This is a genomic window from Dyella kyungheensis (genome assembly GCF_049913195.1).
GTDB classification, from domain to species: domain Bacteria; phylum Pseudomonadota; class Gammaproteobacteria; order Xanthomonadales; family Rhodanobacteraceae; genus Dyella; species Dyella kyungheensis.
Map to the genome: position 1 here is coordinate 1,383,811 of NZ_CP183983.1, position 25,758 is coordinate 1,409,568.

General features: G+C 63.4%; 18 protein-coding genes. 7 read left to right on the forward strand and 11 right to left on the reverse strand.

What is annotated here, in order from left to right; translation table 11 throughout:
• Positions 1-47 precede the first annotated feature (47 nt).
• The gene (locus ACN9MB_RS05960; RefSeq protein ID WP_204635148.1) at positions 48-767 is read left to right on the forward strand and encodes a C40 family peptidase; all 720 of its coding nucleotides are present in this window, start codon (positions 48-50) and stop codon (positions 765-767) included.
• A 73-nt stretch (positions 768-840) separates the two neighbouring features.
• On the opposite strand, the gene ACN9MB_RS05965 is transcribed toward ACN9MB_RS05960, so the two are convergent.
• Entirely contained in the window at positions 841-1,482 is a 642-nt protein-coding gene (locus ACN9MB_RS05965) for an NAD(P)H-binding protein (protein ID WP_204635149.1), read from the reverse strand.
• 211 nt (positions 1,483-1,693) lie between these two features.
• Between ACN9MB_RS05965 and ACN9MB_RS05970 the strand changes: the two genes are divergently transcribed.
• From ACN9MB_RS05970 to ACN9MB_RS05980, 3 genes are read left to right on the forward strand one after another with little or no spacing between them, the layout of a single operon-like run.
• Entirely contained in the window at positions 1,694-2,344 is a 651-nt protein-coding gene (locus tag ACN9MB_RS05970; RefSeq protein ID WP_426271099.1) for a rhomboid family intramembrane serine protease, read from the forward strand.
• 31 nt (positions 2,345-2,375) lie between these two features.
• On the forward strand, positions 2,376-3,746 hold the full coding sequence (locus tag ACN9MB_RS05975) for an amino acid permease (protein WP_426271100.1): 1,371 nt from the start codon (positions 2,376-2,378) through the stop codon (positions 3,744-3,746).
• A 40-nt stretch (positions 3,747-3,786) separates the two neighbouring features.
• Positions 3,787-4,491: an aspartate/glutamate racemase family protein gene (locus ACN9MB_RS05980; protein WP_426271101.1), complete on the forward strand. Its 705-nt coding sequence runs from the start codon at positions 3,787-3,789 to the stop codon at positions 4,489-4,491.
• 25 nt (positions 4,492-4,516) lie between these two features.
• Here the strand turns inward: ACN9MB_RS05980 and rapA are convergent, their stop codons facing one another.
• The 9 genes from rapA to ACN9MB_RS06025 form a co-directional block, all read right to left on the reverse strand.
• Positions 4,517-7,357 carry an RNA polymerase-associated protein RapA gene (rapA, locus tag ACN9MB_RS05985; protein WP_426271102.1) on the reverse strand — a complete coding sequence of 947 codons (2,841 nt, stop codon included), beginning with the start codon at positions 7,355-7,357 and terminating at the stop codon, positions 4,517-4,519.
• A gap of 142 nt (positions 7,358-7,499) precedes the next feature.
• On the reverse strand, positions 7,500-7,988 hold the full coding sequence (locus ACN9MB_RS05990) for a type IV pilin protein (RefSeq protein WP_426271103.1): 489 nt from the start codon (positions 7,986-7,988) through the stop codon (positions 7,500-7,502).
• Positions 7,989-8,002: 14 nt separating this feature from the next.
• Positions 8,003-12,130, reverse strand: coding sequence for a PilC/PilY family type IV pilus protein (locus ACN9MB_RS05995; protein ID WP_426271104.1), 4,128 nt, complete (start codon positions 12,128-12,130; stop codon positions 8,003-8,005).
• Positions 12,130-12,702, reverse strand: coding sequence for a pilus assembly PilX family protein (locus ACN9MB_RS06000; RefSeq protein ID WP_426271105.1), 573 nt, complete (start codon positions 12,700-12,702; stop codon positions 12,130-12,132). Before ACN9MB_RS06000 ends, ACN9MB_RS05995 begins: the two co-directional genes overlap by 1 nt.
• Before the next feature lie 44 nt (positions 12,703-12,746).
• Positions 12,747-13,493 carry a PilW family protein gene (locus tag ACN9MB_RS06005; RefSeq protein ID WP_426271106.1) on the reverse strand — a complete coding sequence of 249 codons (747 nt, stop codon included), beginning with the start codon at positions 13,491-13,493 and terminating at the stop codon, positions 12,747-12,749.
• A 5-nt stretch (positions 13,494-13,498) separates the two neighbouring features.
• On the reverse strand, positions 13,499-14,032 hold the full coding sequence (pilV, locus tag ACN9MB_RS06010) for a type IV pilus modification protein PilV (RefSeq protein ID WP_426271107.1): 534 nt from the start codon (positions 14,030-14,032) through the stop codon (positions 13,499-13,501).
• On the reverse strand, positions 14,029-14,631 hold the full coding sequence (locus ACN9MB_RS06015; protein WP_426271108.1) for a GspH/FimT family pseudopilin: 603 nt from the start codon (positions 14,629-14,631) through the stop codon (positions 14,029-14,031). The genes pilV and ACN9MB_RS06015 overlap by 4 nt, the downstream gene beginning before the upstream one ends.
• Positions 14,632-14,899: 268 nt before the next feature.
• The gene (locus ACN9MB_RS06020; protein ID WP_426271109.1) at positions 14,900-15,577 is read right to left on the reverse strand and encodes a Fe2+-dependent dioxygenase; all 678 of its coding nucleotides are present in this window, start codon (positions 15,575-15,577) and stop codon (positions 14,900-14,902) included.
• 83 nt (positions 15,578-15,660) lie between these two features.
• Entirely contained in the window at positions 15,661-17,985 is a 2,325-nt protein-coding gene (locus ACN9MB_RS06025) for a catecholate siderophore receptor Fiu (RefSeq protein ID WP_426271110.1), read from the reverse strand.
• A gap of 322 nt (positions 17,986-18,307) precedes the next feature.
• On the opposite strand from ACN9MB_RS06025, the gene panE reads away from it, so the two are divergent.
• Positions 18,308-19,237, forward strand: coding sequence for a 2-dehydropantoate 2-reductase (gene panE / locus ACN9MB_RS06030; protein WP_426271111.1), 930 nt, complete (start codon positions 18,308-18,310; stop codon positions 19,235-19,237).
• 195 nt (positions 19,238-19,432) lie between these two features.
• On the opposite strand, the gene ACN9MB_RS06035 is transcribed toward panE, so the two are convergent.
• The gene (locus ACN9MB_RS06035) at positions 19,433-21,559 is read right to left on the reverse strand and encodes a M13 family metallopeptidase (RefSeq protein ID WP_426271112.1); all 2,127 of its coding nucleotides are present in this window, start codon (positions 21,557-21,559) and stop codon (positions 19,433-19,435) included.
• 761 nt (positions 21,560-22,320) lie between these two features.
• Between ACN9MB_RS06035 and ACN9MB_RS06040 the strand changes: the two genes are divergently transcribed.
• Positions 22,321-24,027: a phospholipase C gene (locus ACN9MB_RS06040; RefSeq protein WP_426271113.1), complete on the forward strand. Its 1,707-nt coding sequence runs from the start codon at positions 22,321-22,323 to the stop codon at positions 24,025-24,027.
• Positions 24,028-24,103: 76 nt separating this feature from the next.
• The gene (locus tag ACN9MB_RS06045; RefSeq protein ID WP_426271114.1) at positions 24,104-25,717 is read left to right on the forward strand and encodes a multicopper oxidase family protein; all 1,614 of its coding nucleotides are present in this window, start codon (positions 24,104-24,106) and stop codon (positions 25,715-25,717) included.
• Positions 25,718-25,758 lie beyond the last annotated feature (41 nt).

The window sequence follows — 25,758 nt, forward strand, 5'->3', positions numbered from 1 at the left end:
CTCTGGCTGACGGTCTAACTCACGAACTGCAAAGGGATTTGTCCCACATGCCAACGAAGCGAATTTTCGCCGCTGCTGCGCTTGCTGGTGCACTGCTTACGTCCCTTCCGCTTTTCGCTGAACCGCTTACCGCCACTCCGGCCACCGCGCCGTCCTCGGCCACCGTCACACCGAATCTGATGGGCCAGCTGTCGCTGTTCTCGCCGGCCGCCATGCTCGCCCAGTCCGCCGCTCCCGCCCAGCTCGCCGCCAAGGCTGCCGCCGCCGACAAGTCGGCCGGCGCGGTCGACGAAGACGACGCCGATGGCGACGGCATGCCCGATAGCGGCGTCAGCGCCGTTGCCGCCCTCGCCAACGACACCTCCGATCTGCGCAAGACCCTGATCGGCATGGCCATGCAGCTGCGTGACATCCGTTACGTGCGCGGCGGCCACGATCCGTCGACGGGTTTCGATTGCAGTGGCTTTGTCCGCTACGTGTTCGCCCATGCGGTCGGCCTCGAGTTGCCGACCAACTCCGCGTCGCAGTTCGTGGCTGGCCTCAACGTCAACCGCGGCGACATGAAGCCGGGCGACCTGGTGTTCTTCCGCACCGCCGGCAAGCGCGGCCAGGGCCGCGTCTCGCACGTGGGCATCTACATCGCCAACGGCCAGTTCATCCATTCGCCCTCGCGCGGCAAGACCGTGCGCGTGGACAGCCTGGACCAGTCCTATTGGGCGCAGCGTTTCGCCGGCGCCAAGCGCCCGGGTGCGCTGGCCCGCAGCTGATTTCGACGTCACCGTCAGTCAAAGGCCGCCCAATGGGCGGCCTTTTTTTATGCCTGCGCATGAGGCCTGGCCGTTAACTGCCGAGTTGCTGAAGCTCGTCCGACGGGACGATGCGGAGACCGCTTCCTGGGGCCTTGGCCAGACGCCACATGGCGGTGGCCACGGTGCCGGCCTCGATGCCGCGCCAGCGGCCGGGCAGGACGCGTGAGAACGGTGCGGCGAAGATCTCGCCCATGCGCGGCTTGTGGCGAGAACCGAGCAGCAACGAAGGCCGCACGATGGTGAGCCGTGGCCATTCCTGCTTCTGCAGCGCGAGTTCGAGCTCGCCCTTGGTGCGGTTGTAGAACAGCCGCGAAGAAGGCTCCGCGCCCAGTGCGCTGATCACCAGATAGTGGCTGGCGCCCAGGGCGCGCGCATGTTTGCCCAGCGACAGCGGCAGGTCGTAGTCCACCATGCGAAACGCTTCGCGCGACCCGGCCTGCCGAATGGTGGTGCCCAGGCAGCAGAACACGGTGTCCGCCTGCCCATGCAGCTGCGCGACCAGGTGGCTGACCATGCCCACCGGGTTCTCCAGCTTGGGATGGGGTGGCAATGGACGGCGCGTCGGTGCGTATACGTGCGCCACGCTGTCGTCCGCCAGCAGCAGCGCGAGCAGCTTCTGCCCGGTGAGCCCGGTGGCACCGGCAAGCAGGACATGGCGGGGCGCAGTGGTCATGGCGACATTCTATGGCGATGATCGTTATTGCAGCGGAAGGGCTGCCTGTCTGGGCATGAACCCCGTGTTGGGAAATCGTTTTTACCCCAGGCAAAGCGACGCCGCTCGCCACCTTGGCTTCCGGTTCGACCGGCTCTAGGCCGGACGGCCGTGGCGGTGCTGGGCGGCTACGGTTACGCTTGGGCAGATCACCTCGCGGATTTTCCCCGATATGCCGTTTGACCTTCCTCCCGTCACCCGCAACCTGCTGATCGCCAACGTGGCGGTGTACCTCTTGCAACAGGTGATGGGCGAAACGCTGCTGACCTACTTCGCGCTTTGGCCGTGGGGCCCGGATCAGGTCGCCGAGGGCGCGCAGGGGCTGGTGTCGGTGGGTTTTCGTCCCTGGCAGCTGGTCAGCTATGCCTTCATGCACGGCAGCCTGACCCATCTGTTCTCGAACATGCTGGCGCTCTTCATGTTTGGCGGCCAGATCGAGCGGGTGTTCGGCGCGCGCAATTTCATCGTCTACTACTTCGTTTGCCTGTTGATCGCTGCGCTCGCCCAGTTGATGGTAGTGCAATGGTTTACCGGTGGTTTCTATCCGACGCTGGGTGCGTCGGGCGCCATCTTCGGCATCCTGCTCGCGTTCGGCATGCTGTTCCCGCACGAGAAGATGATGCTTATCTTCCTGCCGATTCCCATTTCGGCATGGGTGTTCGTCACGCTTTACGGCCTGGCCGAGCTTTTCATGGGCGTCACCGGCACGCAGGCGGGCGTCGCGCACTTCGCGCATCTGGGCGGCATGCTCGGGGGCTTCGTGCTGATCCAGTATTGGCGGGGCAAGCTCCCCATCAAGCCGCAGCGTCGTCTCTACCGTTGATCGCTGCAGTCCTCGTCTTTCGGCCGTCTCCATGACCCAGCATCTTCAGCGTCGACTGACGTCGCGCCACATTACTTTCATGGCGCTCGGCATGGCTATCGGCGCGGGCCTGTTCCTCGGCTCCGCCGATGCGATCAAGCTGGCTGGACCGTCCGTGCTGTTCGCTTATCTGTTCGGCGGCGTAATGATCTTCATCATCATGCGCGCGCTGGGCGAGATGACCGTGCGCGATCCGGTCGCCGGTTCCTTCAGCGTGTATGCGCAGCGTTATCTCGGACCGTTTGCAGGCTTCGTCACCGGCTGGAATTACTGGTTGCTGATGGTGGGCGTGGGCATGGCCGAAGCCACCGCCGTCGGCGCGTACATGCACGAGTGGTTTCCCGATTGGCCGCGCTGGATCTGGGTGCTCGGCAGCGTGGTGATGATCGGTGGCCTGAACCTGCTTACCGTGAAGATCTACGGCGAGATGGAGTTCTGGTTCACCCTGGTGAAGGTGCTCACCGTGCTGGCGATGATCGCCGGCGGCCTGGCCATCATTTTCGTCGGCTGGGGCAACGGCGGGAAGCCGACGGGACTGTCGAACCTGTGGTCGAACGGCGGCTGGTTTCCGCACGGTCTGCTCGGCATGGTGCTGGCATTACCCGTGGTGGTGTTCTCCTTCGGCGGCGTGGAAACCGTGGGCATTGCCGCGGGCGAAGCAGCGCAGCCCGAGCGCACCATTCCGCGTGCGGTCAATTCGGTGTTGTGGCGCATCCTGATCTTCTACGTGGGCGCGCTGTTCGTGATCATGGCCATCTATCCGTGGAACGGCCTGGGCGAGCATGGCAGTCCGTTCGTCACCACCTTCGCCAAGCTGGGCATTCCGCAGGCGGCCGGGTTGATCAACTTCGTGGTGATCACGGCGGCACTCTCAGGCTTCAACTGCACCACCTTCAGCGGCAGCCGCATGTTGTACAGCCTGGCCTGCAAGGGACAGGCGCCGGCCGCGCTGAGCAAAGTGAACGAGCAGGGCGTTCCGGTGCGCGCGATCCTGGTCACGCTGGCCGTACTGCTGTTGGCCGTGTTGCTCAATTACCTGGTGCCGGCCAAGGTGTTCGGCATGATGATGTCGATCCTCTCGTTCAATACCGTGTGGACCTGGACGATGGTGCTGCTGGCGCACTACAGCTTCCGTCGCCAGCTGCGCGCACGAGGCGAAGCGCCCTCGGGTTTCCGCCTGCGCTGGTGGCCTCTCAGCGGCATCGTCTGCCTGGCCTTCCTCGGCTTCGTGGTGGTGATGCTGGGGGTAAGTCCGGATACGCGGGTGGCGCTCTATATCGGCGCAAGCTGGGTTGCCGTGTTGGCAATCACCTACCGTCTTTTCCAGGTGGAAGGACGCATGGAGCTTGCAGCGCAAAGCTAGACTTGGGCGCGGCTTTCGCCGCACCTCCAGGAGTCTTCGCGTGCGAACCATCGGACTGATCGGCGGCATGAGCTGGGAATCCAGCGTGCTCTATTACCAGTGGATCAACCGCGGCATCCGCGATCGGTGCGGCCCGTTGCATTCGGCCAGGCTCCTGCTCGACAGCGTCGATTTCAGCGAAGTGGTGGCCTGGCAGCGCGAGGGCAACTGGGCTGCGGCAGGCGCGGCGCTGGCAGCGTCCGCGCGTCGGCTGGAAGCGGGTGGCGCCGAATGCATCGTGCTGGCCACCAACACCATGCACAAAGTGGCCGAGGCGGTCACCTCGGCGACGGCGTTGCCGTTCATCCATATTGCCGATCCCACGGGTGCGGCCATTGCCGAACGCGGTTTGCGTTCGGTGCTGTTGCTGGGCACCGCCTTCACCATGAACGACGACTTCTATCGCTCGCGCCTGGAGCAAAAGTTTGGCGTGCATTGCCTGCTCCCTTCCGAGCCGCAGCGTGCCGAGGTTCATCGCGTCATCTTCGAGGAATTGTGCGCGGGTGTGATCAGCGACGTGTCACGCGCTGCTTTTCGCGCCATCATCAGCGAGGCGACGATGGCCGGGGCTCAAGGGGTGATTCTCGGCTGCACCGAGATCGGCCTGCTGCTCGGCCAGCACGACGTGCCGCTGCCGTTGTTCGACACCGCTGCCTTGCATGCCCAGGCAGCCGTGGCCTTCGCTTTGGACCAAGCCACGCCCTAGTTCATCCAGGGCGTGGCCGCGCGGTTTATCGCAGTGCGAGGAAGTCCGGACTCACCACGAAGCGCACCGCGTCGAGCCGCAGGCGGGCTCCCGGCAATGCCTTGAGCAGCGCCGTGCGCTCGTCGGTGATGGCTACCACTTCCGCTTCGTTGATGGCCGGGTTGACGGCGCGCAGGGCCAGCAGGCGCGACAGCTCGGCATCGAGCGTGTCGGTGGCCAGCGCCACGGCTTCATCGACATTCGCCTTGGCGCGTTCGCTGGCAATGGCTTCCGCCTTCTCCAGCATCGGCGGTACCAGCTTGGCGAGGAACTTGCGGTAGCGCGCCACTTCGATGGTGCGGTCCGCGGCCTTGCGCAGGCCAACGTCGCTGGGACGGAAATCCGCTCGCTCGGTCAGTCGCGTATCGATGGTGACGACGATCGGTTGCGGCGGCAGGAAGCGTTCGGCATCGAGCTTGCGGTCGGCCACGCATTCGATCAGGAACACGCTTTGCAGCAATGCGCTGCGCGGCGGCAAGGCGTCGTCGACGAGGAAGGCTGCGTTGCCCTGTTCGTTGGACAGCGTGAGGTCGAGCGCGCCCAACACCATTGGATGATCCAGGCGCAGCAGCGGCAGCTCTTCGCGCGCCAGCGCCACATCGCGGGCGAACGTGACGGCCTGCGGGCCTTCGGCGAAGCCGGGCAGGGCGTCGGTGGACAGGTACTGCGGGTCGAGCAGCAGCACCTTGCCGCCCAACTCTTCGGCGTGAATGCCGAAGCGTTCCAGCAAGCCCTGGATGAAGGCGTCGCGGCTCGGATCGTTGTCCTCGCGGGTGAACGCCTGCGCCAGTTCGTCGGCATGCAGGTCGCGGCTGGCGGCGAGTTCCAGCAAGTGGTCGCGGCCATCGCGGATCAGTGCAGCCATTTCCTCGTGTGCGCCACGCGTTTCCGCGAGCAGCACGTCGAGTTCCTGGTCGCGATTGTCGTCGCCGCGCGCGTGCTCGCTGGCCAGACGCGACAGCGCATCGCCAAAGCGGCGCAGCAGCTCGCGGCCGTCGGCCGGGCTGGAGCGGAACGCGTCCACGCCTTCGTCGTACCAACGGGCGAGCACATGCTGCGCGCTATCGGCCACGGCGAGCACATGGATACTGATGTCGTGCTTCTGGCCGATGCGGTCGAGGCGGCCGATGCGCTGTTCCAGCAGATCCGGATCCAGCGGCAAGTCCCACAACACCAGGCGATGGGCGAACTGGAAGTTGCGTCCTTCCGAGCCGATTTCCGAACACAGCAGCAAGCGCGCCCCATCGGGCTGCGCGAAATAGGCCGCGTTGCGATCGCGTTGAACGATGCCCAGGCCTTCGTGGAAACGCGCCACACCCACGCCGCTCTTGGTGCGCAGTGCTTCTTCCAGCGCGAGCACCTTGGCCTGGCTGCGGCAGATCAGCAGGAACTTGTCCTGCGGGTGTGCATCGAGCAAAGCCACCAACGCATCGATGCGCGGGTCGCTGCCGTAGTTGATCTCGATGGTCGGCGAAGGCTGCTGGATATCGGCGTGGAACTCACCCAGCAGCGCCTGGCGCGCCTCGTCGCTCAGCATGTCCTTGTCGATCAGGTGCCATACGGGCGCGCGCTTGGGAAAGCCGCCGATGTTGGCGCGGCGATTGCGGAACATCGCGCGACCGGTGCCGTGGCGATCGATCAGCGCAGCGAGGATCTCGCGTGCGTGATCCGGCTTGGTCGTGTCGACCAGGTGAGCCTGCAGCGCGTCGTCGCCCGCGAAGGCGTCGCGCAGCGTGGCCAGCTGTGCGTCGTCGAGCGCCTTTCCATCCAGCAGACGGTCGGCAATCTTCGACAGACTGTGGAACCGGTCCGATTCGGCCAGATAGACGTCCAGATCGTGGTAACGCTGCGGATCGAGCAGGCGCAGGCGGGCGAAATGGCCGCTGCGGCCGAGCTGTTCCGGCGTGGCGGTGAGCAGGATCACGCCCGGCGTGGCCGCCGCAAGCTGGTCCACCAGCGTGTAGCGCGGGCTGGGTGCGTCGGGTGCCCAGGCAAGGTGGTGGGCTTCATCGACCACCAGCAAGTCCCAATTGGCGTCGAGCAACTGCTGCGCGCGCTTGGGCGACTGCTCCAGGAAGGTGAAGTCGGCGATGACGAGTTGCTCGTCCTCGAACGGATTGGAGGTGTCGCCGCCCTGTTCCAGCGACTCGCAGCGTTCCTCGTCGTAAATGGAGAAACTCAGGTTGAAGCGGCGCAGCAGCTCCACGAACCACTGGTAGACCAGCGTATCGGGCAGCAGCACCAGCACGCGCCCGGCGCGGCCGGTGGCCAGCTGACGGGCAATGATCATGCCGGCCTCGATGGTCTTGCCCAGGCCCACTTCATCCGCGAGCAGCACGCGGGGAGGGCGGCGCGACGAGGCAATACCCGCCACGCGCAACTGATGCGGCACCAGCCCGATGCGCGAGGCACCCAGGCCCCAGGCGGGCGAGCGGCGCGCCTCGGCACGGCGCTTGAGGCCTTCCAGGCGCAGTTCGAAGTGGGAAACCGGGTCGGTACGACCGCCGATCAGGCGGTCATCGGCCTGGCTGACGCTCTGTTCGTCGTCGAGCTGGCCTTCTTCCAGCTCGCGGCCTTCGCCGCGATAGACCAGCAGGTCTTCCCGTACTTCCACCCGCTCGACCAGAAACGCCAGGCCCTTGCCCGCCACGCGCTGGCCAGGGCGGAATTCCGCGCGCACCAGCGGCGCCGAGTCCACCGCGTAAGGCCGCAGCACTCCCGCCTTGGCAAACAGCACCTGCACCCCACGCCCTTCGACGCGCAGCACAGTGCCAAGGCCAAGCTCAGGCTCGGCGGTGGAGATCCAACGTTGACCGGGTACGAACATGCGTCACTTATGCGGGGCACAGAAGGGGAAATTATCCGCTGCCTGGCTCGAGATGACCATGCCTAAGAAAAAAGGGTCCCCGAGGGGACCCTTTTTTCTACGCATTGGCTGCGATGTTTTGGCGTGAAGATGCCGTCACGAATTACCAGCAATTGGTGTCCGTTCCAGTAGTCGTCTGCACGCCAAGGTTGGTGATGGAGTAATCCCCACACGTATCTTTCTGCTGGTCGCCCTGTGCTGCCGCCGTGGCGGTAAAGCCGTTGGTCGGCGTGCCCAGGGTGAGGGTGACGTTGTAGTAATCCTGGTTTGCGCTTGGCGCCTGGATGGTTGCGCCGGTGTAGCCCAGGTCGGTCAAGCTGCCGTATTTGTTCTGCGTGGCGTAGTACTTCTCTTGACGGCTCGCCACATCCAGCAGCGTGGTCTTGGCCGCCGTCCGGCGGGACTTGCGAACCTCGCGCATGTACTGCGGCATGGCGATGGCCCCCAGGATGGCGATCACGGCTACCACGATCATCAATTCGATCAGGGTGAAGCCACGCTTGCCACGACCGGAGACTGACTCCGGTCGGGCAACGGCAAAGGAAGTTTGGTGCTTCATCGCTTCTGTCATCGGTTCAAATGTGTTGGACATGTTCCGCTCCCCTGTTAGTGGACTTGCAGCCACGTCAGGCGCTTATTGAACTTGGAGCCCGGCGGCAATATCCGATTGACGGCACCCACACCCTGCACGTTCTGGGTCACGAGATAGGGAAGGCCATTGGCCGTCACTACCGATGGGCTGCCGGTGCCGTTCAATGCAATGCCGCTGATGGGCGATCCGCCGACGGTCACGAAATTGCCACCGCCATCGGAGAAGAACGAATTCTGGAACGCTCCGCCCGTCGCGGGGTTGAGCGCCATCGTCCAACCCAGCGCGCTTTGCGCCGTGCAGGTGAGCGCGGAGTTGTTGGCCGGCACCGTGGTGTTCACGATGAACGCGCCGTCCGTTTCGAGCGGGCTGTAGATGACCTGCTCGGTCTGGTTGTTGCCGCCCACCGCGGTGACGCCGTTGAAGCCTGGCAGGTTCATATACCAGCCCATCATGGTGCCGGCCGCGACCGAGATATTGCCCTTCGAATCGATGGTCTGGCAGCTCGTGCCTACGAAGCAGATGGCGTTGTTGCTGACCGTACGAGCGCCTTGACCGATACCCGACTGCGCCGCGCTGAAGGTGCCCGTCACCGCTTGCGACTGCAACGTGCTCAAGGTGATCTGACTCGGCGCGGTGGAAAGGCCGCCATATTGGGCATTGGCCGTGCCGGCGACTCCGACGTACCAGTCCCAGATGCCGTAGAGCGCTTGCTGGCCCGGTGCGTACTTCACGTCGGAGGTCGACGTTTGCGGGACCGTCAAGCCAGTGCCGAATTCGATCATGATGCGCGGCTGGCCCGTCGACGTCGTCGAGACAGCGATCGCCGTCAGTTGGGTCGTTATCGGCTGATTGGTAATCAGGGTGGTGTTACCCGAGCTGTCCGTGCTTACTCCGTTCGGCAGGCTGGCGGTGTTGGCAGTCGCCGGCTGGCTGATTAGAGCAGTCGGCGCGATCGTGGTCGTCACCTTACCGGTCGACTTGGTCGTGACCACCGTCGTGGTGGGTGTCGTGAACAGCGGCGTCGCCGTGCTCTGACCGTAGTTGGACGCCGCCCAGTTGGTTGCGGTGCTGCTGGTCAGGTCGAATCGCCATACGTTTCCGTAGACGTCGCCGGCGTAGACGTAGTCGGTGATGTGATCGCCATCTAGGTCCACCGGAGTGACATAGGCGATGCCGTTTGGATTGGCCGCCGCGCCTACGCCCGTGTCCAGGAAATAGACCTTGTCCAACGCGCCGGAACTGCTGATGGTCATCACGAAGATACCGGCGTCGCCCCCGCTGCTGTTGAGGCCGTTGCCGAAGATGATGCCCCATTCACCGTTGTGCAGGCGCCGGATCTGCGGAGTACCCGTGGTCTGGCCAAGGTCGTTGCCGCAGTTGGAGTTGCCGACGCAGGACAACGTCGCGCCGCTCCACTCGCCCTTGACGACGCTTGAGGCATTGGCCGCGGTGAAACTTGCCGGGTCGGTGATGTCGAGCGCGAAGATGGCACTGCCGCCCGTACCCAAGCCGCTCACCAGCCAGGTGTGCCAGTCACCGTTGTAGAACAGGTCGCCGGTGCCAGGCGTCGCATCGACGAAATAGCTGTGCGAATACTTGGCCGAGGAATAATCGACGGCGGAATTGTTCTGGTTGTAGATGGTCTGCAAGATGGCCTGTGGCATGTAAGCCAGCAATTCAAGGCCATCGTTGGGCGTCGTGGCGTTGTCTTGATAGTTGCCGTTGCTGTCGTAGGAGCCGGTGCGGAAACCGTGCAGGAAGCCGTCGTTGGCGCCGTCGTAGACCACGTTCACGCGCGTGGCCTTGGCAGCGACGAAAGCAGAGTATTTGACAGCCGAGGTCGCGTTTTCCGCCATGGTTGCCGACGAATTGAGTTTGTCTCCCCAGGTATCGGCGTACGGTGCCGAAGGCGGCCCCACCCAGGTGGGACTGGAATCGATGATGTCGCCCAACACGCTGTTGCGATCGCGGAAGATGGTCGGCGATGCGTAGCCGCTGGTCGGGATCTCGTTCGAGCGATCGCCCATCAGATAGCTGAGGCGGTTCTGGCCGTTGCCATCACCGTTCAACCAGCCCTGAGCCGTCGAGCTCAGGTTGGCCCAGGCCAGCTGGATGCCGCCGACCGTGCTGGCATTGGCGACGCTGTCCTGATAGGTGAGCAGAACACGCTTGCTGGGGTCTTGCACGGTGTTGTTGCCGCCGGTTGACGAACAAGCGCCGCCGGTGAGCACACAAGATGCGTCCCAGTTTGCGGTAGGACTGATGCTGATCACACCACCGTTGGTGACGAGGTTCTGCGCCGTGAGCTGACCCCACCAGTTATTGATGTGGTAAGAGGCCAGATAGACCTGGGTACCGGTTCGCACCTCACCCGACTGCACGTTCAGTCCTGCCGAACTGGCGGAAGTCTCGGCCGGCGTCACCTGGAAGCAGGTGATCTCGTGCACATTGCTGCTGCCGCCGGTCGAGCCGCCGAAACCGAACAGGAACGACGAGGGAATCGGCGCATTGCCCTGGGTGATGCTTTGCCCAGTCAACACGGGCGTATAGGTACCCTGGTTGTAGCTGTACCAGAGACTCAGCAGGCCGGCCTGGGTGATCTGCAGTTTATAAGAGATCGGTGTTGCCGCACTGCGCGACTTGGCGTTCTCGTTGGCGATGGGGCTGCCAGAGGGAAGGTTTACAAACGCATTGGGAATGGCCGCGTAGTCCGGGAAGGACTGGCTGTGCTGAATGATGACATTGGCGAAGCTGAAGCTGATCGGGTAGTAGACGCCGTTCACCAGACCATACATCTGCCCCGTTCCCGCATAGCCGTTGTCATTGCTGGTGGACGGCGTGGTATTCGTGGCGCCTTGCTGGGTGAACGTATAGTCGGTTTCCTGCGTGGTGGTAGTAGTGACGACGGTCTGCGTGCCGGTACAGGTGTAATTCCTATTGCCGGACCTGTTGGTCGTTGTGTAGTTATTGTTGACCTGTGTTTGCGGGCTGACCTGGGGCGTCTGCGGGCTTGGCGCAGCCAGCTGATAGAGATTGCCGGTATACGTAGAAGTTGAGCCCGAGCCTGCTTTGAGACCGCCAGTCGACGTGGCGGGGTTAGCGACGGCGGCGCTTCCAGGACAGACGCTCGTCGGGTCCGAGGCCGTTTTGGTGTTGCCGTTGCTTGAGTACGTTGCTTTTGTCCACACGTACGTCGTCGCTGTCGATATCTGGGTCGTCTTGAGAGGCGTCGTGCCGCTGTTGTTCGGATAGGTGTAGCTCAGGTTGTAATGCGCCGTATCCGTGGTCGACCAGTTGTAGGTGCCGCCGTTCTTGCACGTGGCCTGGACGTCGGACTTCGTCGCATTGGCATTGACCGATTGCAGCGCAGTCAGATTCACATTGCCGTAGGCACGAAGGCCGATACGGCCAGGCTGATACTGCTTGCCATCGCCGCCATTGCTGCTGGAGGCCTGCGAGCCCGTGCCCGTATTGTCCGGCGCATTGAGAAAATTGCCGAACTCGTCGATGCCCAGGCCCATGTACGCGCCGGTCATGCCATCGTACGGGCTGTTGGTGTTGGAACAGCTGTAGCCCAGGCTGCCGCCGAATGCACCGAGACTGGGCGCGGCGGCTGTGTTGTTCAAAGTGTTCGCGATATTGTTTACCGAGGTCGCGCCCAGCAGATAGAAGCCGATACCGTCAGCGCCATCTTTAGCCGTACCGCCCGCGTTGCCGCCATAGGTGTAGGTGGTGAAAGTTACCTGGATGCCCTGGTTTGACGGATAAGACTGGGTGTCGATGATTGCCCCGTTCTCGTTGAAGCTGTTGGTGAGTCGGAGCGCGCCGTTGCCCACGCTATCGGCGTTGCTGGTGCCCAGGCCGACCATCGTCTCGTTGGTGCCGTTGTAATATGCGCCCGAGCTTACGAGCCCGGCGCAGGAAGGAATAAGGCCACCATTGGCTGCGGCCTGGCCATTGCCCGCCGTCAGGCACGCGCCATTGAGGGCCTTCCACTGCAACTGCGCCGTGGTACCCGTAAACGTGTCCTGGATGACATTTGACGTTTGTGCCTGCGCGGCCGTGCCGAAGAGGAGTGCCGCGGCCACGGTCAGGCCAGCGATCAAGGTGAACTGAGTTCCCTTGCTTGGAATCGCTTTCATTAGAGTCCCCCGAGATTCTTGATGCCGCTGGACGTTTCGAATGTGCTCTGCACGACGGCCACGGCGCTGGAATTGCCACCATAGGCAAGCGCCGTGACCATGTAGAGCAGGCCGGTGCCGTCAGGTGAAATGCCCAGGTATTGGATATACATCTGCGGATTGGCGTAGTAAGTGCCCGCGCCGCCAGCAGGGTTGATCGTCAGCTGCTGAGCCATGGTGGTGTAGGTCAGGCCGTTGCCGAGCTTCATCGGCACGGTCGACGTACCGGGAACAATGTTCACGGAGTTCTGGCAGATCGTGGCAGCGCTCAACGGTGTCGTGGTGGCGCAAGTACCGCCCTGTAGAAGAGAAGGCTGGCTGTTTGCCAGCAAAAATTCGCCATACTGCAAAGTGCTCTGCGCTACCTGAAAAGCACGCGCCTTCTCTTTCGAGTTTGCGGCCATGCTTTCCTGTGATGTGAAGCTGCGATACATGCTGATACCTAGAAAGGTCAGCACGAGCAGCATCACCATCGCGGCGATCAGGATGTAGCCGCCTTCACGGCCGTATCGTTGTGTGGTTGCCGGTTTCATAGGCATGCCTTTGCGTTGTCCCGCAGGACCGCGACGAGTTGGAATCAGGAATGGGTGATGGCAATGACGCGGGTGATGGTTGGCAGCGTGGCGCTTTGCCCGGCATTGCCTGGTTGTCCAAACAACGGATTGTTGAAGGTCAGCGCGATCTTTACGGAAAGCACGCGACCCCACACGCTGAGCGCCTGCACGTTGTCGGCGGTCAGGTATTGAAGTGCAGTGCCATCACCCAACGTATCCACGCCATAGGTGATGACCATCGAGTTCAGGCTGCCCTGAATGATCGGCAGGTAGTTGTTGCCGCCGTCCGTGGAGCACGCCAGGACATTGTTCTTGGTGGTGTCGATCTTGTACGTATTGGTGACCAGGGTACCCGTGGGTTCGCTTTGCCCCTGGCAGTCGAGTGTCGTGCTGTCCGCACTGGTCTTGTCCGCGATAAAGCGTACCGTCAGCGTGTCGGCCTTGGTCGTGCTGTCGTGCGTGCCGTACAAGTACTGCGCCGAAACCATGTTTCCGGCAGCAGTAAACAAGGCTGGGGTGTATGTCGGGGTGGCAGATGCCGGATAGTTTAGATAGACCGGATAGAAGCCGCCGGTCTGCACCGTATTGGCCATCATGGTCAGCGCCATGCGCTGGTTGTCCTCGAGCTGCGCCAGTTGTCCTTGCGAGCTGAAGGTCAGGCGGGTCTGGTACCAGACCTGAAAAAGGCCGGCCAAAAGAAAGATGCCAATGGCAAGCGCCACCATCAGCGAAATCAGGCTCATGCCGCGTTGGTTATCGGGCTTATGCATGGCGATCACAGCTGGTTGGTAAGCGAATAGGTCACGGTCGACGAGCTTGCGGGTGCACTCTGCGTGCCGCCGTTGACCGCGATATTGGCGTTGGGCTTATAGGCGATTTGCACGGTGCAGATCACCGGTGCACCCGCCACACAGGCAATGGTTCCTTGCGCGCCGGGTACTTGCCCCGCCAGGTCCGCCGCCCATCGCTTGATGTCGTAGGCGGCCAGGTGAGGAGCGTCGCAGACCGTGGCGGAACAATCGGTGGTGTAGCTCTGCAGGGTGCTGTCGCTCAACGAAGTCGAGCTGGCAACGGCCAGGCTGGCGGGCGCAAGGCCGTTTGCCCAATAACCCGGATTGGCGATCATGGCGTCAGAAACGCTGCGTGCTTCCAGCGCAATCAGCGACTCTTGCTCTGAGGAGTGCGTGCTGGAAATGGCCGTAGCCTGCATGGCAGCGATACCCAGCGCTCCAAGCGAAATGACGACGACCGCAATCAGCACCTCAAGCAGGCTGAAACCTTGCACGTGCAGACGAGACGAGCGGCTCATGGGCATACCCCGGCATTGAGTGTTTGCGAATTGAGTGTGGTTGCTCCCACGTTCGAAACCACGACGCAGCGACGCCAGGCCAGCGTGTTCGACGCATCGTGCACGCTAAGCGCGCCGAACTTCGAAGCGCTGCCGATGGTGGCACCGCCCATGCGGTTGAATTCAAGCAACGACAGCGAGCCACCGAACGGCCCTCCCGCGAGCGAGCCGACCGTGCCCGACATGGTGTCCTTGGCCTGCAGGGGCGCATGCACGCGAATCAACGCGTCGCCCGATGCCGTGGCAAAGGTCTGGTCGTTGGCGATGTCGGTAAAGACGATCCAGCCGGTTTCCCAGTTGGAAGCGCCACTGCAGGACGGCGCGGCATTGGTCACGTTGGTGGACGGGCAGATCACCACGGGCACGCCTTGCTTGATGGCTGCAGACCGCGCCAGCTCGATATCCGTGTTGATGTCGTTGATCTCGGTGCCGATCCGGTTTTGCACCAGGACCGCCTTATAGGACGGAATGGCATAGGCAAGAAAGATCGCGATGATGGCGATCACTACCGCCAACTCGACGAGTGTGTATCCGGCAGCCGGCTCGCGATGCGTTCGCATCGTGTCCCCCGTTGGGCGTGTCGTACTGATGATGTTTCGCCGGGTGATACCCAGCGCCCCTTACTTCCCCTTGGCCTCGCAAGCAGGTCTGTGCAGGTTCATCACCTGCAGACATCCCGGCGAACGGTAGGCGCATGAATATTCTGAAGTAGGAGCTATCTCAATCAAACGGCCGCTCGTCGGCTATTTGACGCCTTCCATCGCCGCTAAGTGATTGAGTTCAAAGAATGAATCGAAAGTTCTTGCGACGACAGGCATCGGCGCCTGCTCAGCTCTCAGCCCACTGCCTGAGCAGGTTGTGATACACACCGGTCAACTGCAGCAGAGCCTGCGGATCGGCCTGCGTTTGCGTGAGCGTCTGGATGGAGGCGTCCAGTTCGAACAGCAGGCGGCGCTTGCTGTCGTCGCGGACCAGGCTTTGCACCCAGAAGAACGAGGCGATGCGTGCACCGCGCGTTACCGGAGCTACGCGGTGCAGGCTGCTGGAGGGATAGATGATGGCGTCGCCGGCGGGTAGCTTCACGTCGTGCTCGCCGTAGGTGTCGCTGATGATCAGTTCGCCGCCGTCGTATTCCTCCGGTTCGGCGAGGAACAGCGTGCAGGAGATGTCGCTGCGCAGCTGTTCGCCATGCGGCATGGACATCACGGCGCCGTCGACATGGAAGCCGTATTGTCCGCCGCCTTCATAGCGGTTGAAGCGCGGTGCCAGCGTGCGCAGCGGCAGCGTGGCGGCGTGGTAGAGCGGATGCTTGGCCAGCGCATCGAGCACGATGCGGCCCAGTTCGGCGCGCAGCGGTGAGGCATCGGGCAGCTGCAGGTTGCGTTTGACCTTGGCGCCTTGGGGACCGACGGTCTCGCGCCCGTCGGTCCACGTGGCCTGATCGAGTGCCTGCCGGATGGCACGCAACTGGGTCGGGTCGAGGATGTCCGGAATATGCAGCAGCATGTCGTGCCTCGACGTGGGAGTGTGGCGTCGCCGTGCCGACTGCCATCGGAACGGCGACGTTGCGCTCGATCAGCAATGCTTCATCAGAATCGGACGTTCGCCGTGATCATCGCCGAGCGCGGGGTACCTGGGGTGTAACGGTAGCCGCTCTTGTTGATCGCCGCGACATAGTCCTTGTCGAACAGGTTGTACACGTTGAGGCGCAGGTCGAAGTTCTTGCTGACCGGGTACGAGGCCATCGCATCGAACACCCAGTACGCCTCGGTGTACGCCGGCGTGCCGATGGCGCCATCGGTGCCGCGCAGCATCTCGCCGTTGTAGCGGGCGCCGCCGCCGATGGTCAGGCCGAACGGCAGCTGGTAGCTGGTCCAGCTGGTGAAGGCCTTCTTCGGCGTATAGGCGAGGTCGGAGGAACCGTCCTGCGCCACCGCGCTGCCGCTCAACACGCTGGCATTCATGGTGGTGAAGCCGGCGCTGACGGCCCAGTTTTCGGTGATCTTGCCGACCGCGCTCAACTCCACGCCCTGCACGCGTTTCTTGCCGATCTGGTAGTAGAGCAGGGTGACCGGATCCTGCACGAGATCGTTGCTCACCGTGGTCTGGTAGAGCGCGCCAGTCAGCAGGATGCGCTGGTCGAGCAGCTCCCACTTGGTGCCGATTTCATAGGTGCGTGCACGTTCCGGCTCGAGGTTCGGATTGTCCAGGCTGTTGGTCGAGCTGGACAGCGTAAGCGTGTTTCCGCCCGGCGGTTCGGCCGACACGGCGTAGTTGACGTAGAACGAGCCGTACGACACCGGCTTGTACAGCACACCGAGCTTCCAGTTCCACAGGTTGTCGCCGGTGGTGGTGGTGAGACCCTGCACGACGGTGCCGGTGGGCAGCGTGCCGCAGACCGGGCCGTTCCTGGCGCCGCACGCCACGGTGCTGGAGTAATCGGTGGTGTAGTGATCCATGCGCGTGCCGGCGTTCACCTGCCAGTGCTCGCCGAACTTCAGCGTGTCGAACACGTAGGCGGAGGCGGTGTCCGTCTGGCCGTCCGTATAGGCGCCGTTCTGGCCGTAGACCAGGCCCTTCACATCCCAGTTCGGGTCGTACAGGTTGGCCGCCGGCCAGGTCGTGCCATTCATCGCGACGTAGCCGATGGTGGTGGCTTTTTCCTGCGTCAGCTCGATGCCGGTGCTGAGGTTGTGCGTGATCGCGCCGGTCTCGAAGTTCCAGGTGAGGTTGGCCTGGTCGGTGAGGATGCGGTTGGACTGGTGCTTGAAGGTCGGGTTGCTGCGCGCGATGGTCCAGGTCGACGGATCGTTCGGGTTCGGCGTCAGCAGGTTGGCGGCACTGCCCATGAACGAGGTGAGCAGGTAGTCCTCGAACGTGCGGCCCCAGCGCAGCGTGTTGTGGAACGCCATCTGCTCGTTGAAGTCGTGTTCGAGGCGCACGGTGAACATGTCGGCGGTGACATGGTCGTGATCGGCCGTGGTGCCGTAGAAGTTGGACGAATCCACCTCCGGCGCATCGGCCAGGAACGGACGCTTCGGATCGGGGCTGCTGTAGCCGGGCAGGCCGATGGTCGGCACGCCGCCGTCCGGCACGTTGTTCTGCTTGATGTGCAGGTAATCGATGTAGACGCGCGTGGCGGTGCCCAGGCCGAAGGCGAATTCCGGCGCGACGCCCCAGCGGTTGTTCTCCACCTTGTCGCGACCGGGCACGCCGAAATCCTGGCCCATTACGTTGAGGCGGAAGGCGCTGGTGTTGCTCACCACCTGGTTCCAGTCGGCAGTGACGCGGCGCTGGTCGGCGCTGCCGTAGGAGAGCGAGGCGCTTACGCCGTTGCCCAGTTCCGGCTGCTTGCTGACCATGTTCACGGCGCCGGTGGGCGCGGTGCGGCCGTTGTCGGTGCTGGCCGGACCCTTGATCACTTCCACCGACTCGGTGTTGAACACGTCGCGCGAAATGGTGCCCAGGTCGCGCACGCCGTCGACGAAGATGCTGCCCGAGGTATCGAAGCCGCGCATGTAGATCGCATCACCGGTGGAGGTGGTGCCGTTCTCGCCGACGTAGAAGGTGCCCACGCCCGGGCTGTTGCGCAGCGCTTCGGTCAGCGTGGTGGCGCCCTGCTGCAGGAACAGGTCCTTGCTGATCACGTTGATCGTCTGGGTGGTATCCAGGATCGGCTGGGTGTACTTGGACGACTGCAGGTTGTCGATCTTGTAGTCGCTCACGGCCGAGGCTTCCACGGACACGCCGGGCAGGTTCTTCGTCGTGGCGGCGGGATTGGTGGTGGCGCTGTCGGCCGGCGCATCGGCGGCCAGTGCCGGCTGCGCCATGGCCAGGCCGGTCATGAGGGTCGCCGTGGCGACGCTCAAGGCGTTGCGGGTGATGGGGTGCTTGCGGCTCGTGATATGGGCCATGGGGGACTCGTCTAAGAGAAATCAGCAAGTTGACCGGTCAGCCGGGGCTGACCAGGGCAGTCGACGAGTGGCGGCGGCGGGCGTCGATTGCGGCATAAATCCTGAAAAAAACCAGGGTGGGGATGCGTTTGTTGCTCGATCGGGTGGTCCTTCACCTGCAAGAACCCGCCGGCAGACATTTCGTAAATGTTATTGGTAATGAGAATGAGTTGCAATTGGTTGCAAGATCCTGAGACTCGAGGAACGGGTCGCCGAACACCGAAAGGGCCGGGTGCAGCCGCTTGGCGTACCCTCTCCAGCCTGTTCTGAGGAGAGTCGAACGATGCGGATTCTGGTGATTGGTGCGGGCGCCACGGGCGGATATTTCGGCGGACGCCTACTGGAGAGCGGGCAGGACGTGAGCTTTCTGGTGCGCGAGCGGCGCGCCGCCCAACTGGCCGAGCACGGCCTGGTCATTCGCAGCAGCTTTGGCGATGCCACGCTGCCGCATCCCCCCACGGTCCAGGCCGGCCAGTTGCGCGAGGCGTTCGACCTGATCCTGCTGAGCTGCAAGGCCTATCACCTGCCACAGGTGATCGAGGACATGGCGCCCGCGGTGGGACCGCACACGGCGATCCTCCCGGTGCTCAACGGCATGCGCCATCTTGATCTGCTGGATGCGCGCTTTGGCGTGGCGCGCGTGCTCGGTGGCCAATGCGTGATCGCGGCGACGCTCGATGCCCAAGGCAACGTGCGCCATCTCAACCAGTCGCACAGCGTGACCTTCGGCGAGCGCGATGGGTCACGTTCGGAGCGCGCCGAACGCGTGCTCGAATCGATGTCCAAGGCGAAATTCGAGCCGCGCCTGAGCACCACCATCCTGCAGGACATGTGGGACAAATGGGTGTTCCTCGCCTCGCTCGCCGGCATCACCTGCCTGATGCGCGCGCCGGTGGGCGATATCGTGGCGGCACCCGGTGGTGAGCAGGCCACGCTGCAATTGCTCGACGATTGCCGCCGCGTTGCGGCGCATAACGGGCATGAGCCCGGCGAGGCTGTCCTGGCCCGTGCGCGTGGCGTGCTTACGGAAAAGGGTTCGGCGCTGAGCGCGTCGATGATGCGCGACCTGGAGCAGGGCGGTCCGATTGAAGCCGATCACGTGGTGGGCGATCTGCTGGAACGCTCGGGTGCGTCGGCGGGCGAACTGGGGATGCTGCGTACCGCGTATGCGCACCTGAAGGCGTATGAGGTGCGGCGCTCGCGCGGCAGCTAGGTCGTCGGCGAGGCTCCTGTGGGAGCGCACCCTGTGCGCGACACCCGCATGCTGCGATATCGCCGTGGCCGTCGCGCACAGGGTGCGCTCCTACAAGTGCTTTCGGATGTTGAAATGGACGTCCAAAAGAAAAAGGGCGCTGCATGAAGCAGCGCCCTTTCTTGTTGCCGATGCCGAAGCGTCAGCGGTGAAGGCTTACCAGATCTTCACCTGCTTCTCGCCCGAACGCACCATGGTGTCGCCCGGCTTGCACTGGTAAGCGGTAGCGAAGGCTTCCATGTTCGACGGAGCGCCCATCGCGCGCAGCGAGGCCGGTGCATGCGGATCGGTGTTGAGACGGAGCAGGGCTTCCTTCTCACGCACGCTGCCGCGCCACACGCGAGCCCAGTTCAGGAAGAAGCGCTGGTCTTCGGTGTAACCGTCGATCTTCGCGGCGGCTTCCTGCGGGTTCTTCTTCAGAGCTTCCTGCAAGGCGTCGTACGCCACGTTCAGGCCGCCCAGGTCGGCGATGTTCTCGCCCAGGGTCAGCTGGCCGTTGACGTGCACATCCGGCTTGTCCTTGATCGGCGCGTAGTCGTTGAACTGCGCGACGAGCTTGGCGGTGCGGGCCTCGAACTTGTCCTTGTCTTCCTTGGTCCACCAGTTGGCGTTGTTGCCTTCGCCGTCGAACTGGCTGCCTTCGTCGTCGAAGCCGTGGCTGGCTTCATGGCCGATCACCGCACCGATGCCGCCGTAGTTGATCGCGTCGTCGCCGTTGGCATAGAAGAACGGGGGCTGCAGGATCGCGGCCGGGAAGTTGATGGTGTTGTCGGTCGGGTTGTAATAGGCGTTGACCGTCTGCGGCGTCATGCCCCAGTCCTTGCGGTCGGTCGGCTTGCCGATCTTGTTGAGGTCGTACTGGTAGTTGAACTTGGCGGCGGCCATCACGTTGCCGTAGTAGTCGCCCTGCTTGATGTCCAGGCCCGACCAGTCACGCCACTTGTCCGGGTAACCGATCTTCGGCAGGAAGGTGTTCCACTTGGCGACGGCCTTTTCCTTCGTCTCGGCGCTCATCCAGTCGAGGTTCTCGATGCGGGCCTTCAGCGCGTTGCGCACGTTGGTGACCAGCTCTTCGGCACGCTGCTTGGCTTCCGGCGTGAATACCTTGGCCACGTACAGCTGGCCCAGGGCTTCGCCCATCGACTCGTTCACGCCGCCGAGCACGCGCTTCCAGCGCGGCTTCTGCTCCGGCTGGCCGGACAGGGTCTTGCCGTAGAAGTCGAAGCGGGCGTCCTGGAAGGCCTTGCTGAGCAGCGGCGAGGCGTCGTCGATGGTGTGGAAGCGCAGGTAGGCCTGCCACTGGTCGGCCGGCGTGCTGGCCAACATCTTGTCGAACTGGGCGAAGAACTTCGGCTGCGACAGCGAGAAGCCCTTGTCGACGGTCACGCCCTGGGCCTTGAAGAAGTCTTCCCAGTTGAAGTGCGGGGTGATCTTGTCCGCTTCCTTCAGGGTCACGAAGTGGTACTGGTTCTCCGGGGTGCGCAGTTCCACCGGGGCCAGCGAGGCGGCGGCCAGCTGCGTTTCGAACGCCAGCACCTGGGCGGCCTGCTTCTTCGCGTCGGCTTCGGCCACGCCGGTCAGTTCCAGCATCTTGACGATGTGGTCGACGTAGGCGTCGCGGATGTCCTTGTACTTCGCGTCGGTGTAGTAGTCCTTGGTCGGCAGGCCCAGGCCAGCCTGCTGGGTGAAGCCGATCTGCATCTTGGCGTCCTTGAAGTCCGCGCCGGAGCCGAACTGGAACACCTGCATGTCACCCGTGGTGAAGTTCTGGGTGAGATAGTTGGCCACGTCCTTGCCGGACTTCAGCGCGGCGATGGCGTCGAGCTTGGGCTTGATCGGGTCGAAGCCGGCCTTTTCGATGGCGGCATCGTCCATGCCCGAGGCGTACAGGTAGCCGATCTTCTGCTCGATCGAGCCGGCCTGGGCGCTGGCGGCGCCCTTGGAGGCGTCGTCGACGATCTGGTGCTGGGTGTTGAGGCTGTCCTCGGCCAGCTTGTCGAACGCGCCCCAACGGCTGCGGTCGTTCGGGATCGGGTTGGCGTCCACCCACTTGCTGTTGACGAAACCGTTGAAGTCCTGGCAGGCCTGGATGTTGGTGTCCAGGTCGGCGATGTCGAACACGCTCTTGGGTGCGGCAGCTGCCATGGCAGCGGTGCTGGCGGCGGCAGGCGCGGTGCTGCTGGCGGCCGGGGCCTTGTCGGCATCCTCATGCTTGCCGCAGGCGCTGAGCGACAGGGCGAGGCTCACGGCGAGCGCGATGGGCTTCATATACGGTTTGGTCATGGATTTCCCTCTGTGGTTCGTTGGCCGAGCGGACGGCCGATGGTGGCTGCGATCGCGCGAGTCTTGGGCCTTGGCCCGTATCACACGCGTGACTTTTGAGGCTAGGCCGTAAGTCACGGTCCAAACAGTGTCAAAGGTCAGGGGGTTTGGGCGCAACCGGGGCCCGGCCTGGGGCTTGGACGTCATTCCGGCGTAAGCCGGGGTCCAGGTGCGATGCGCTGCGATTGTTGTGATCCCGCCAGGGTGCCGCCTACGACGCAAAGCTAGTCCCCTTTTTGGGACGCTCGAGTCACTTTTCTTTGCGGGCCCACGCATGCGCAGGAGCGCAAGTGAACGGCGCAGCCGGCCCGAAGTGCGGGGGGCAGGATGCCCGGAGTAAAAGAAAAGTAACCCAAAGAATTGGCCTCAGAAGCTCACACTGACTGCGGTATACGAGCCTGCAGGATTCGGAGCCCGGATCGTCACGATCTCCCTAATCCACGGTATGGCTACATCGCGAGTATGGCGGTGCTGAAGACTTAAAGCGGAGCGCTGCGCGCCTTGGCTCCCTCTCCCCTCCGGGGAGAGGGTTGGGGTGAGGGGCGGGTGCTTGCGGGTGCATGGATAGATGCGTTCGTTATCGCTCTGCGGCGCACATCACAGCGCGACAATCGCATGAAAATACGACGCCTTCTGTTACTCGCCTGTCACCTGGCGAACCTATCGTCGCGAGAATTAGCGCTTGAGGGGAAGCGCATCACCGCGACCGTAGGGAGACTTCCATGCGAAACAACCTCGCAGTATGCATTGCCGCGTGCGTTCTGAGCTTTTCCGCAGTATCCCTCGCTCAACTTCCCGTCTATGCCGAATCACTCGACCAGGCTAGCCTGCATCATGGTGGCGATGGGCATGGAGACGTCCATACGTCTACACCGATCAAGCATCTGGTGGTGATCTTCCAGGAGAACGTGTCCTACGATCATTACTTCGGCACCTATCCGTATGCGGCCAACGGCAAGGGCGAGCCGACGTTCTATGCGCGTCCGTTCACGCCGCGCGCGAACGGTTACGACGCCAGGCTGCTCACGCACAATCCGAATCAGGCCAACAGCGACAACGGCACCGGTGCGATCAATCCGTTCCGCCTGTCGCGCGCGCAGGCCGCCACGGCCGATCAGGATCATGCCTACGGTCCGGAACAGAAGGCCTTCCATGGCGGCGCGATGGATCTGTTTCCGAAGTACACCGGTACCGGCGAAACGTTGCCGGGCGCCACGCCGGACGAGGAAGGCACGGGCCAGGTGATGGGTTACTACGACGGCAATACCGTCACCGCCCTGTGGAACTACGCCCAGTGGTTCGCCCTGAACGACAACAGCTACGGTACGACGTTCGGTCCATCGACGCCGGGTGCCATCAACCTGGTGTCCGGTCAGACCAATGGCGTGACGCAGACGCTCAACGGCACCGGCAACGAAGTGGCTGACGGGCAGGGTGGTCTCACGCTGATCGGCGATGCCGACCCGATCGGCGACGTGTGTTCCTCGCCTACCGGCAACCAGGTGCAGTTCGGTGGCAAGAACGTGGGCGACCTGCTCAACAAGGCGGGCGTGACGTGGGGCTTCTTCGAAGGCGGCTTCGACCTGACCCACGTCAATGCCAACGGCAGCACCGGCTGCGCGCGCAAGACCACCTCGGCCGTCACGCAGGCCAACGAGAGCGACTACATCCCGCATCATCAGCCGTTCCAGTATTACCCGAGCACGGCCAACCCCACGCATGCGCGTCCCACCTCGATCAAGACCATCGGTCACCAGGGCGATGCAGGCAATCACCAGTACGACATCAACGATTTCTATGCGGCCGTGCAGGCGGGCAACTTCCCGTCAGTGAGTTTCCTCAAGGCGCCGGGTTACCAGGATGGCCACGCCGGCTATTCCGATCCGCTGGACGAGCAGCAGTTCATCGTGCACGTGATCAACTTCCTGCAGCAGCAGCCCGACTGGCGCGACACGGCGGTGGTCATCGCCTATGACGACTCCGATGGCTGGTACGACCACCAGGCGGCGCCGCGTATCAATGCGTCGAGCACCAGCTCCGATGCCCTCGACGGCGCCGGCATGTGCAAGGCACGCGACACGCTGCCGGGCACCAACAGCAAGGGCCAGCCGGTGCAGGGACGTTGCGGCTTCGGTCCGCGCCTGCCGCTGCTGGTGATCTCGCCGTGGGCGCGCAGCAACCATGTCGATCACACGCTGACCGACCAGTCGTCCGTGACGCGCTTCATCGAGGACAACTGGCTGCGCAGCGAGCGGCTCGGCGGTGGTTCGTTCGACGGCGTGGCCGGTTCGCTGGTGCCGATGTTCGACTTCTACCAGCCTTTCGTCGAACAGCATCGACTGATACTGGATGAGCAGACCGGCCAGCCGGTGAAGCAGCCCAAGCCGTGGCCGTGGTCCGGTCTGACGCACGGGCACGGGCACGGTTGAGATCGACGCGATGAGATGGCGCGCCCCGGACATCGGTCCGGGGCGTTTCGCTTTTTTCAAACAGAGGTGGTGAACCTTGCATCCCTCGCGCCGACGTTTTCTGCAGGGCATGGGCCTGATCGCCGGAACGGGGGCGTTGCGCGTGTTTGGCGCGCCCATGCACATGGCCATGCAACACGCCGCCAAGGGCAGCGGCCTTTGCAAGCACGCCGTGGCCGATCAAGCGACGGTGCCGCGCTTGCTCGATCCCACGCGCCTGACGCCGTTCGTCGATCCCTTGCCGCGGCCGCAAGTACTGCGTCCGAAAGCCGGCGAAACGCTGCATATCGCCATGCGCGAGAGCGAGCAGCGGCTGCATCGCGAGTTGGCTCCTACGCGTCTGTGGACGTATGGCAACAGCATGCCCGGTCCCACCATCGAGGCGCGCAGCGGCGAAGCGGTGCAGGTGGAATGGAGCAACCAGCTTCCGCACAAACACTTCCTGCCCATCGATCATCACGTTTGCGGGGCCGAACCCGATCAGCCGGAAGTGCGTGGCGTGGTGCATGTACACGGCGCACGCGTTCCTCCTGCGGATGACGGCTACCCCACCGACTGGTTCGTACCCGGCCAGTCGCGCAAGCAGGCTTACCCCAATCGGCAGGACGCCGCGACGCTGTGGTATCACGATCACACCATGGGCATCGAGCGGTTGAATCTCTATGCCGGCCTGTTCGGCATGTACCTGTTGCGCGACGAACACGAGTTGTCGCTGGGTCTGCCCGATGGCGACTTCGAGCTGCCGCTGGTGTTGACCGATCGCCTGCTCACCGAGCACGGCCAACTCCATTACCCCACTTCAGGCGTTAGCGATGCGCCGTGGGTGCCGGAAGTGTTCGGCAACGCCATGCTGGTGAACGGCGCGCTGATGCCGCGCCTGGACGTGCAGGCGCGACGCTATCGTTTCCGCGTATTGAATGCGGCCAATGGGCGCTTTTTCCGTTTGAGCCTGCGCGGCCTGCGGCCGTTCGTGCAGATTGGCAGCGATCAGGGCTTGCTCGCCGCCCCCGTTCAACAAACCAGCCTGTTTCTCGCGCCCGGCGAGCGTGCCGACTTGATCGTCGATTTCGCCGCCATGGGTGGCAGCGCCATCGAGCTGATGAACGACTCGCTGCCGTTGATGCAGTTCAAGGTGGCATCGGGCAAGGTCGCTGACGCGAGTCGCGTGCCGTCCACATTGCGCGACGTGCCGCGAGTCGCTGAGACGCATGCCACGACTACACGCGTGCTGACCATCGACGAGTACGCCGACTGCGTCTCCACGCCGATGCTGATGCTGCTGGATGGCAAGCATTGGCACGAGCCGGTGAGCGAGAAACCGAAACTCGGCAGCACCGAAATCTGGAGCCTGGTGAATCTCACCGAGGATACGCATCCGATCCACCTGCATCTGGTGCGCTTCCAGATCCTCGACCGGCGGCCGTTCGACGTGGACGGATATCTCGAATCGAAGACCTTGCGTTACACGGGTCCGGCGCAGCCGCCGCCAGCGCACGAAGCCGGCTGGAAGGACACCGCTCAGGTCTATCCGGGCATGGTGACGCGCTACATCATCACGTTCGAGGGCTATACCGGGCGTTATGTGTGGCATTGCCACCTGCTGGAGCATGCATCGAACGAAATGATGCGGCCGTTTGAGGTGGTGGCCTGAGGGCAGCCCGTCGCGCCCAAGGGCGCTCCCACAAATACAAG

Excerpts from the sequence above, each read along its gene's own strand:
- ACN9MB_RS05960 (WP_204635148.1), top strand. The coding sequence starts at position 48 with ATGCCAACGAAGCGAATTTTCGCCGCTGCTGCGCTTGCTGGTGCACTG.
- ACN9MB_RS05965 (WP_204635149.1), bottom strand. The coding sequence starts at position 1,482 with ATGACCACTGCGCCCCGCCATGTCCTGCTTGCCGGTGCCACCGGGCTC.
- ACN9MB_RS05970 (WP_426271099.1), top strand. The coding sequence starts at position 1,694 with ATGCCGTTTGACCTTCCTCCCGTCACCCGCAACCTGCTGATCGCCAAC.
- ACN9MB_RS05975 (WP_426271100.1), top strand. The coding sequence starts at position 2,376 with ATGACCCAGCATCTTCAGCGTCGACTGACGTCGCGCCACATTACTTTC.
- rapA (WP_426271102.1), bottom strand. The coding sequence starts at position 7,357 with ATGTTCGTACCCGGTCAACGTTGGATCTCCACCGCCGAGCCTGAGCTT.
- ACN9MB_RS05990 (WP_426271103.1), bottom strand. The coding sequence starts at position 7,988 with ATGTCCAACACATTTGAACCGATGACAGAAGCGATGAAGCACCAAACT.
- ACN9MB_RS05995 (WP_426271104.1), bottom strand. The coding sequence starts at position 12,130 with ATGAAAGCGATTCCAAGCAAGGGAACTCAGTTCACCTTGATCGCTGGC.
- ACN9MB_RS06000 (WP_426271105.1), bottom strand. The coding sequence starts at position 12,702 with ATGAAACCGGCAACCACACAACGATACGGCCGTGAAGGCGGCTACATC.
- ACN9MB_RS06005 (WP_426271106.1), bottom strand. The coding sequence starts at position 13,493 with ATGCATAAGCCCGATAACCAACGCGGCATGAGCCTGATTTCGCTGATG.
- pilV (WP_426271107.1), bottom strand. The coding sequence starts at position 14,032 with ATGAGCCGCTCGTCTCGTCTGCACGTGCAAGGTTTCAGCCTGCTTGAG.
- ACN9MB_RS06015 (WP_426271108.1), bottom strand. The coding sequence starts at position 14,631 with ATGCGAACGCATCGCGAGCCGGCTGCCGGATACACACTCGTCGAGTTG.
- ACN9MB_RS06020 (WP_426271109.1), bottom strand. The coding sequence starts at position 15,577 with ATGCTGCTGCATATTCCGGACATCCTCGACCCGACCCAGTTGCGTGCC.
- ACN9MB_RS06025 (WP_426271110.1), bottom strand. The coding sequence starts at position 17,985 with ATGGCCCATATCACGAGCCGCAAGCACCCCATCACCCGCAACGCCTTG.
- panE (WP_426271111.1), top strand. The coding sequence starts at position 18,308 with ATGCGGATTCTGGTGATTGGTGCGGGCGCCACGGGCGGATATTTCGGC.
- ACN9MB_RS06035 (WP_426271112.1), bottom strand. The coding sequence starts at position 21,559 with ATGACCAAACCGTATATGAAGCCCATCGCGCTCGCCGTGAGCCTCGCC.
- ACN9MB_RS06040 (WP_426271113.1), top strand. The coding sequence starts at position 22,321 with ATGCGAAACAACCTCGCAGTATGCATTGCCGCGTGCGTTCTGAGCTTT.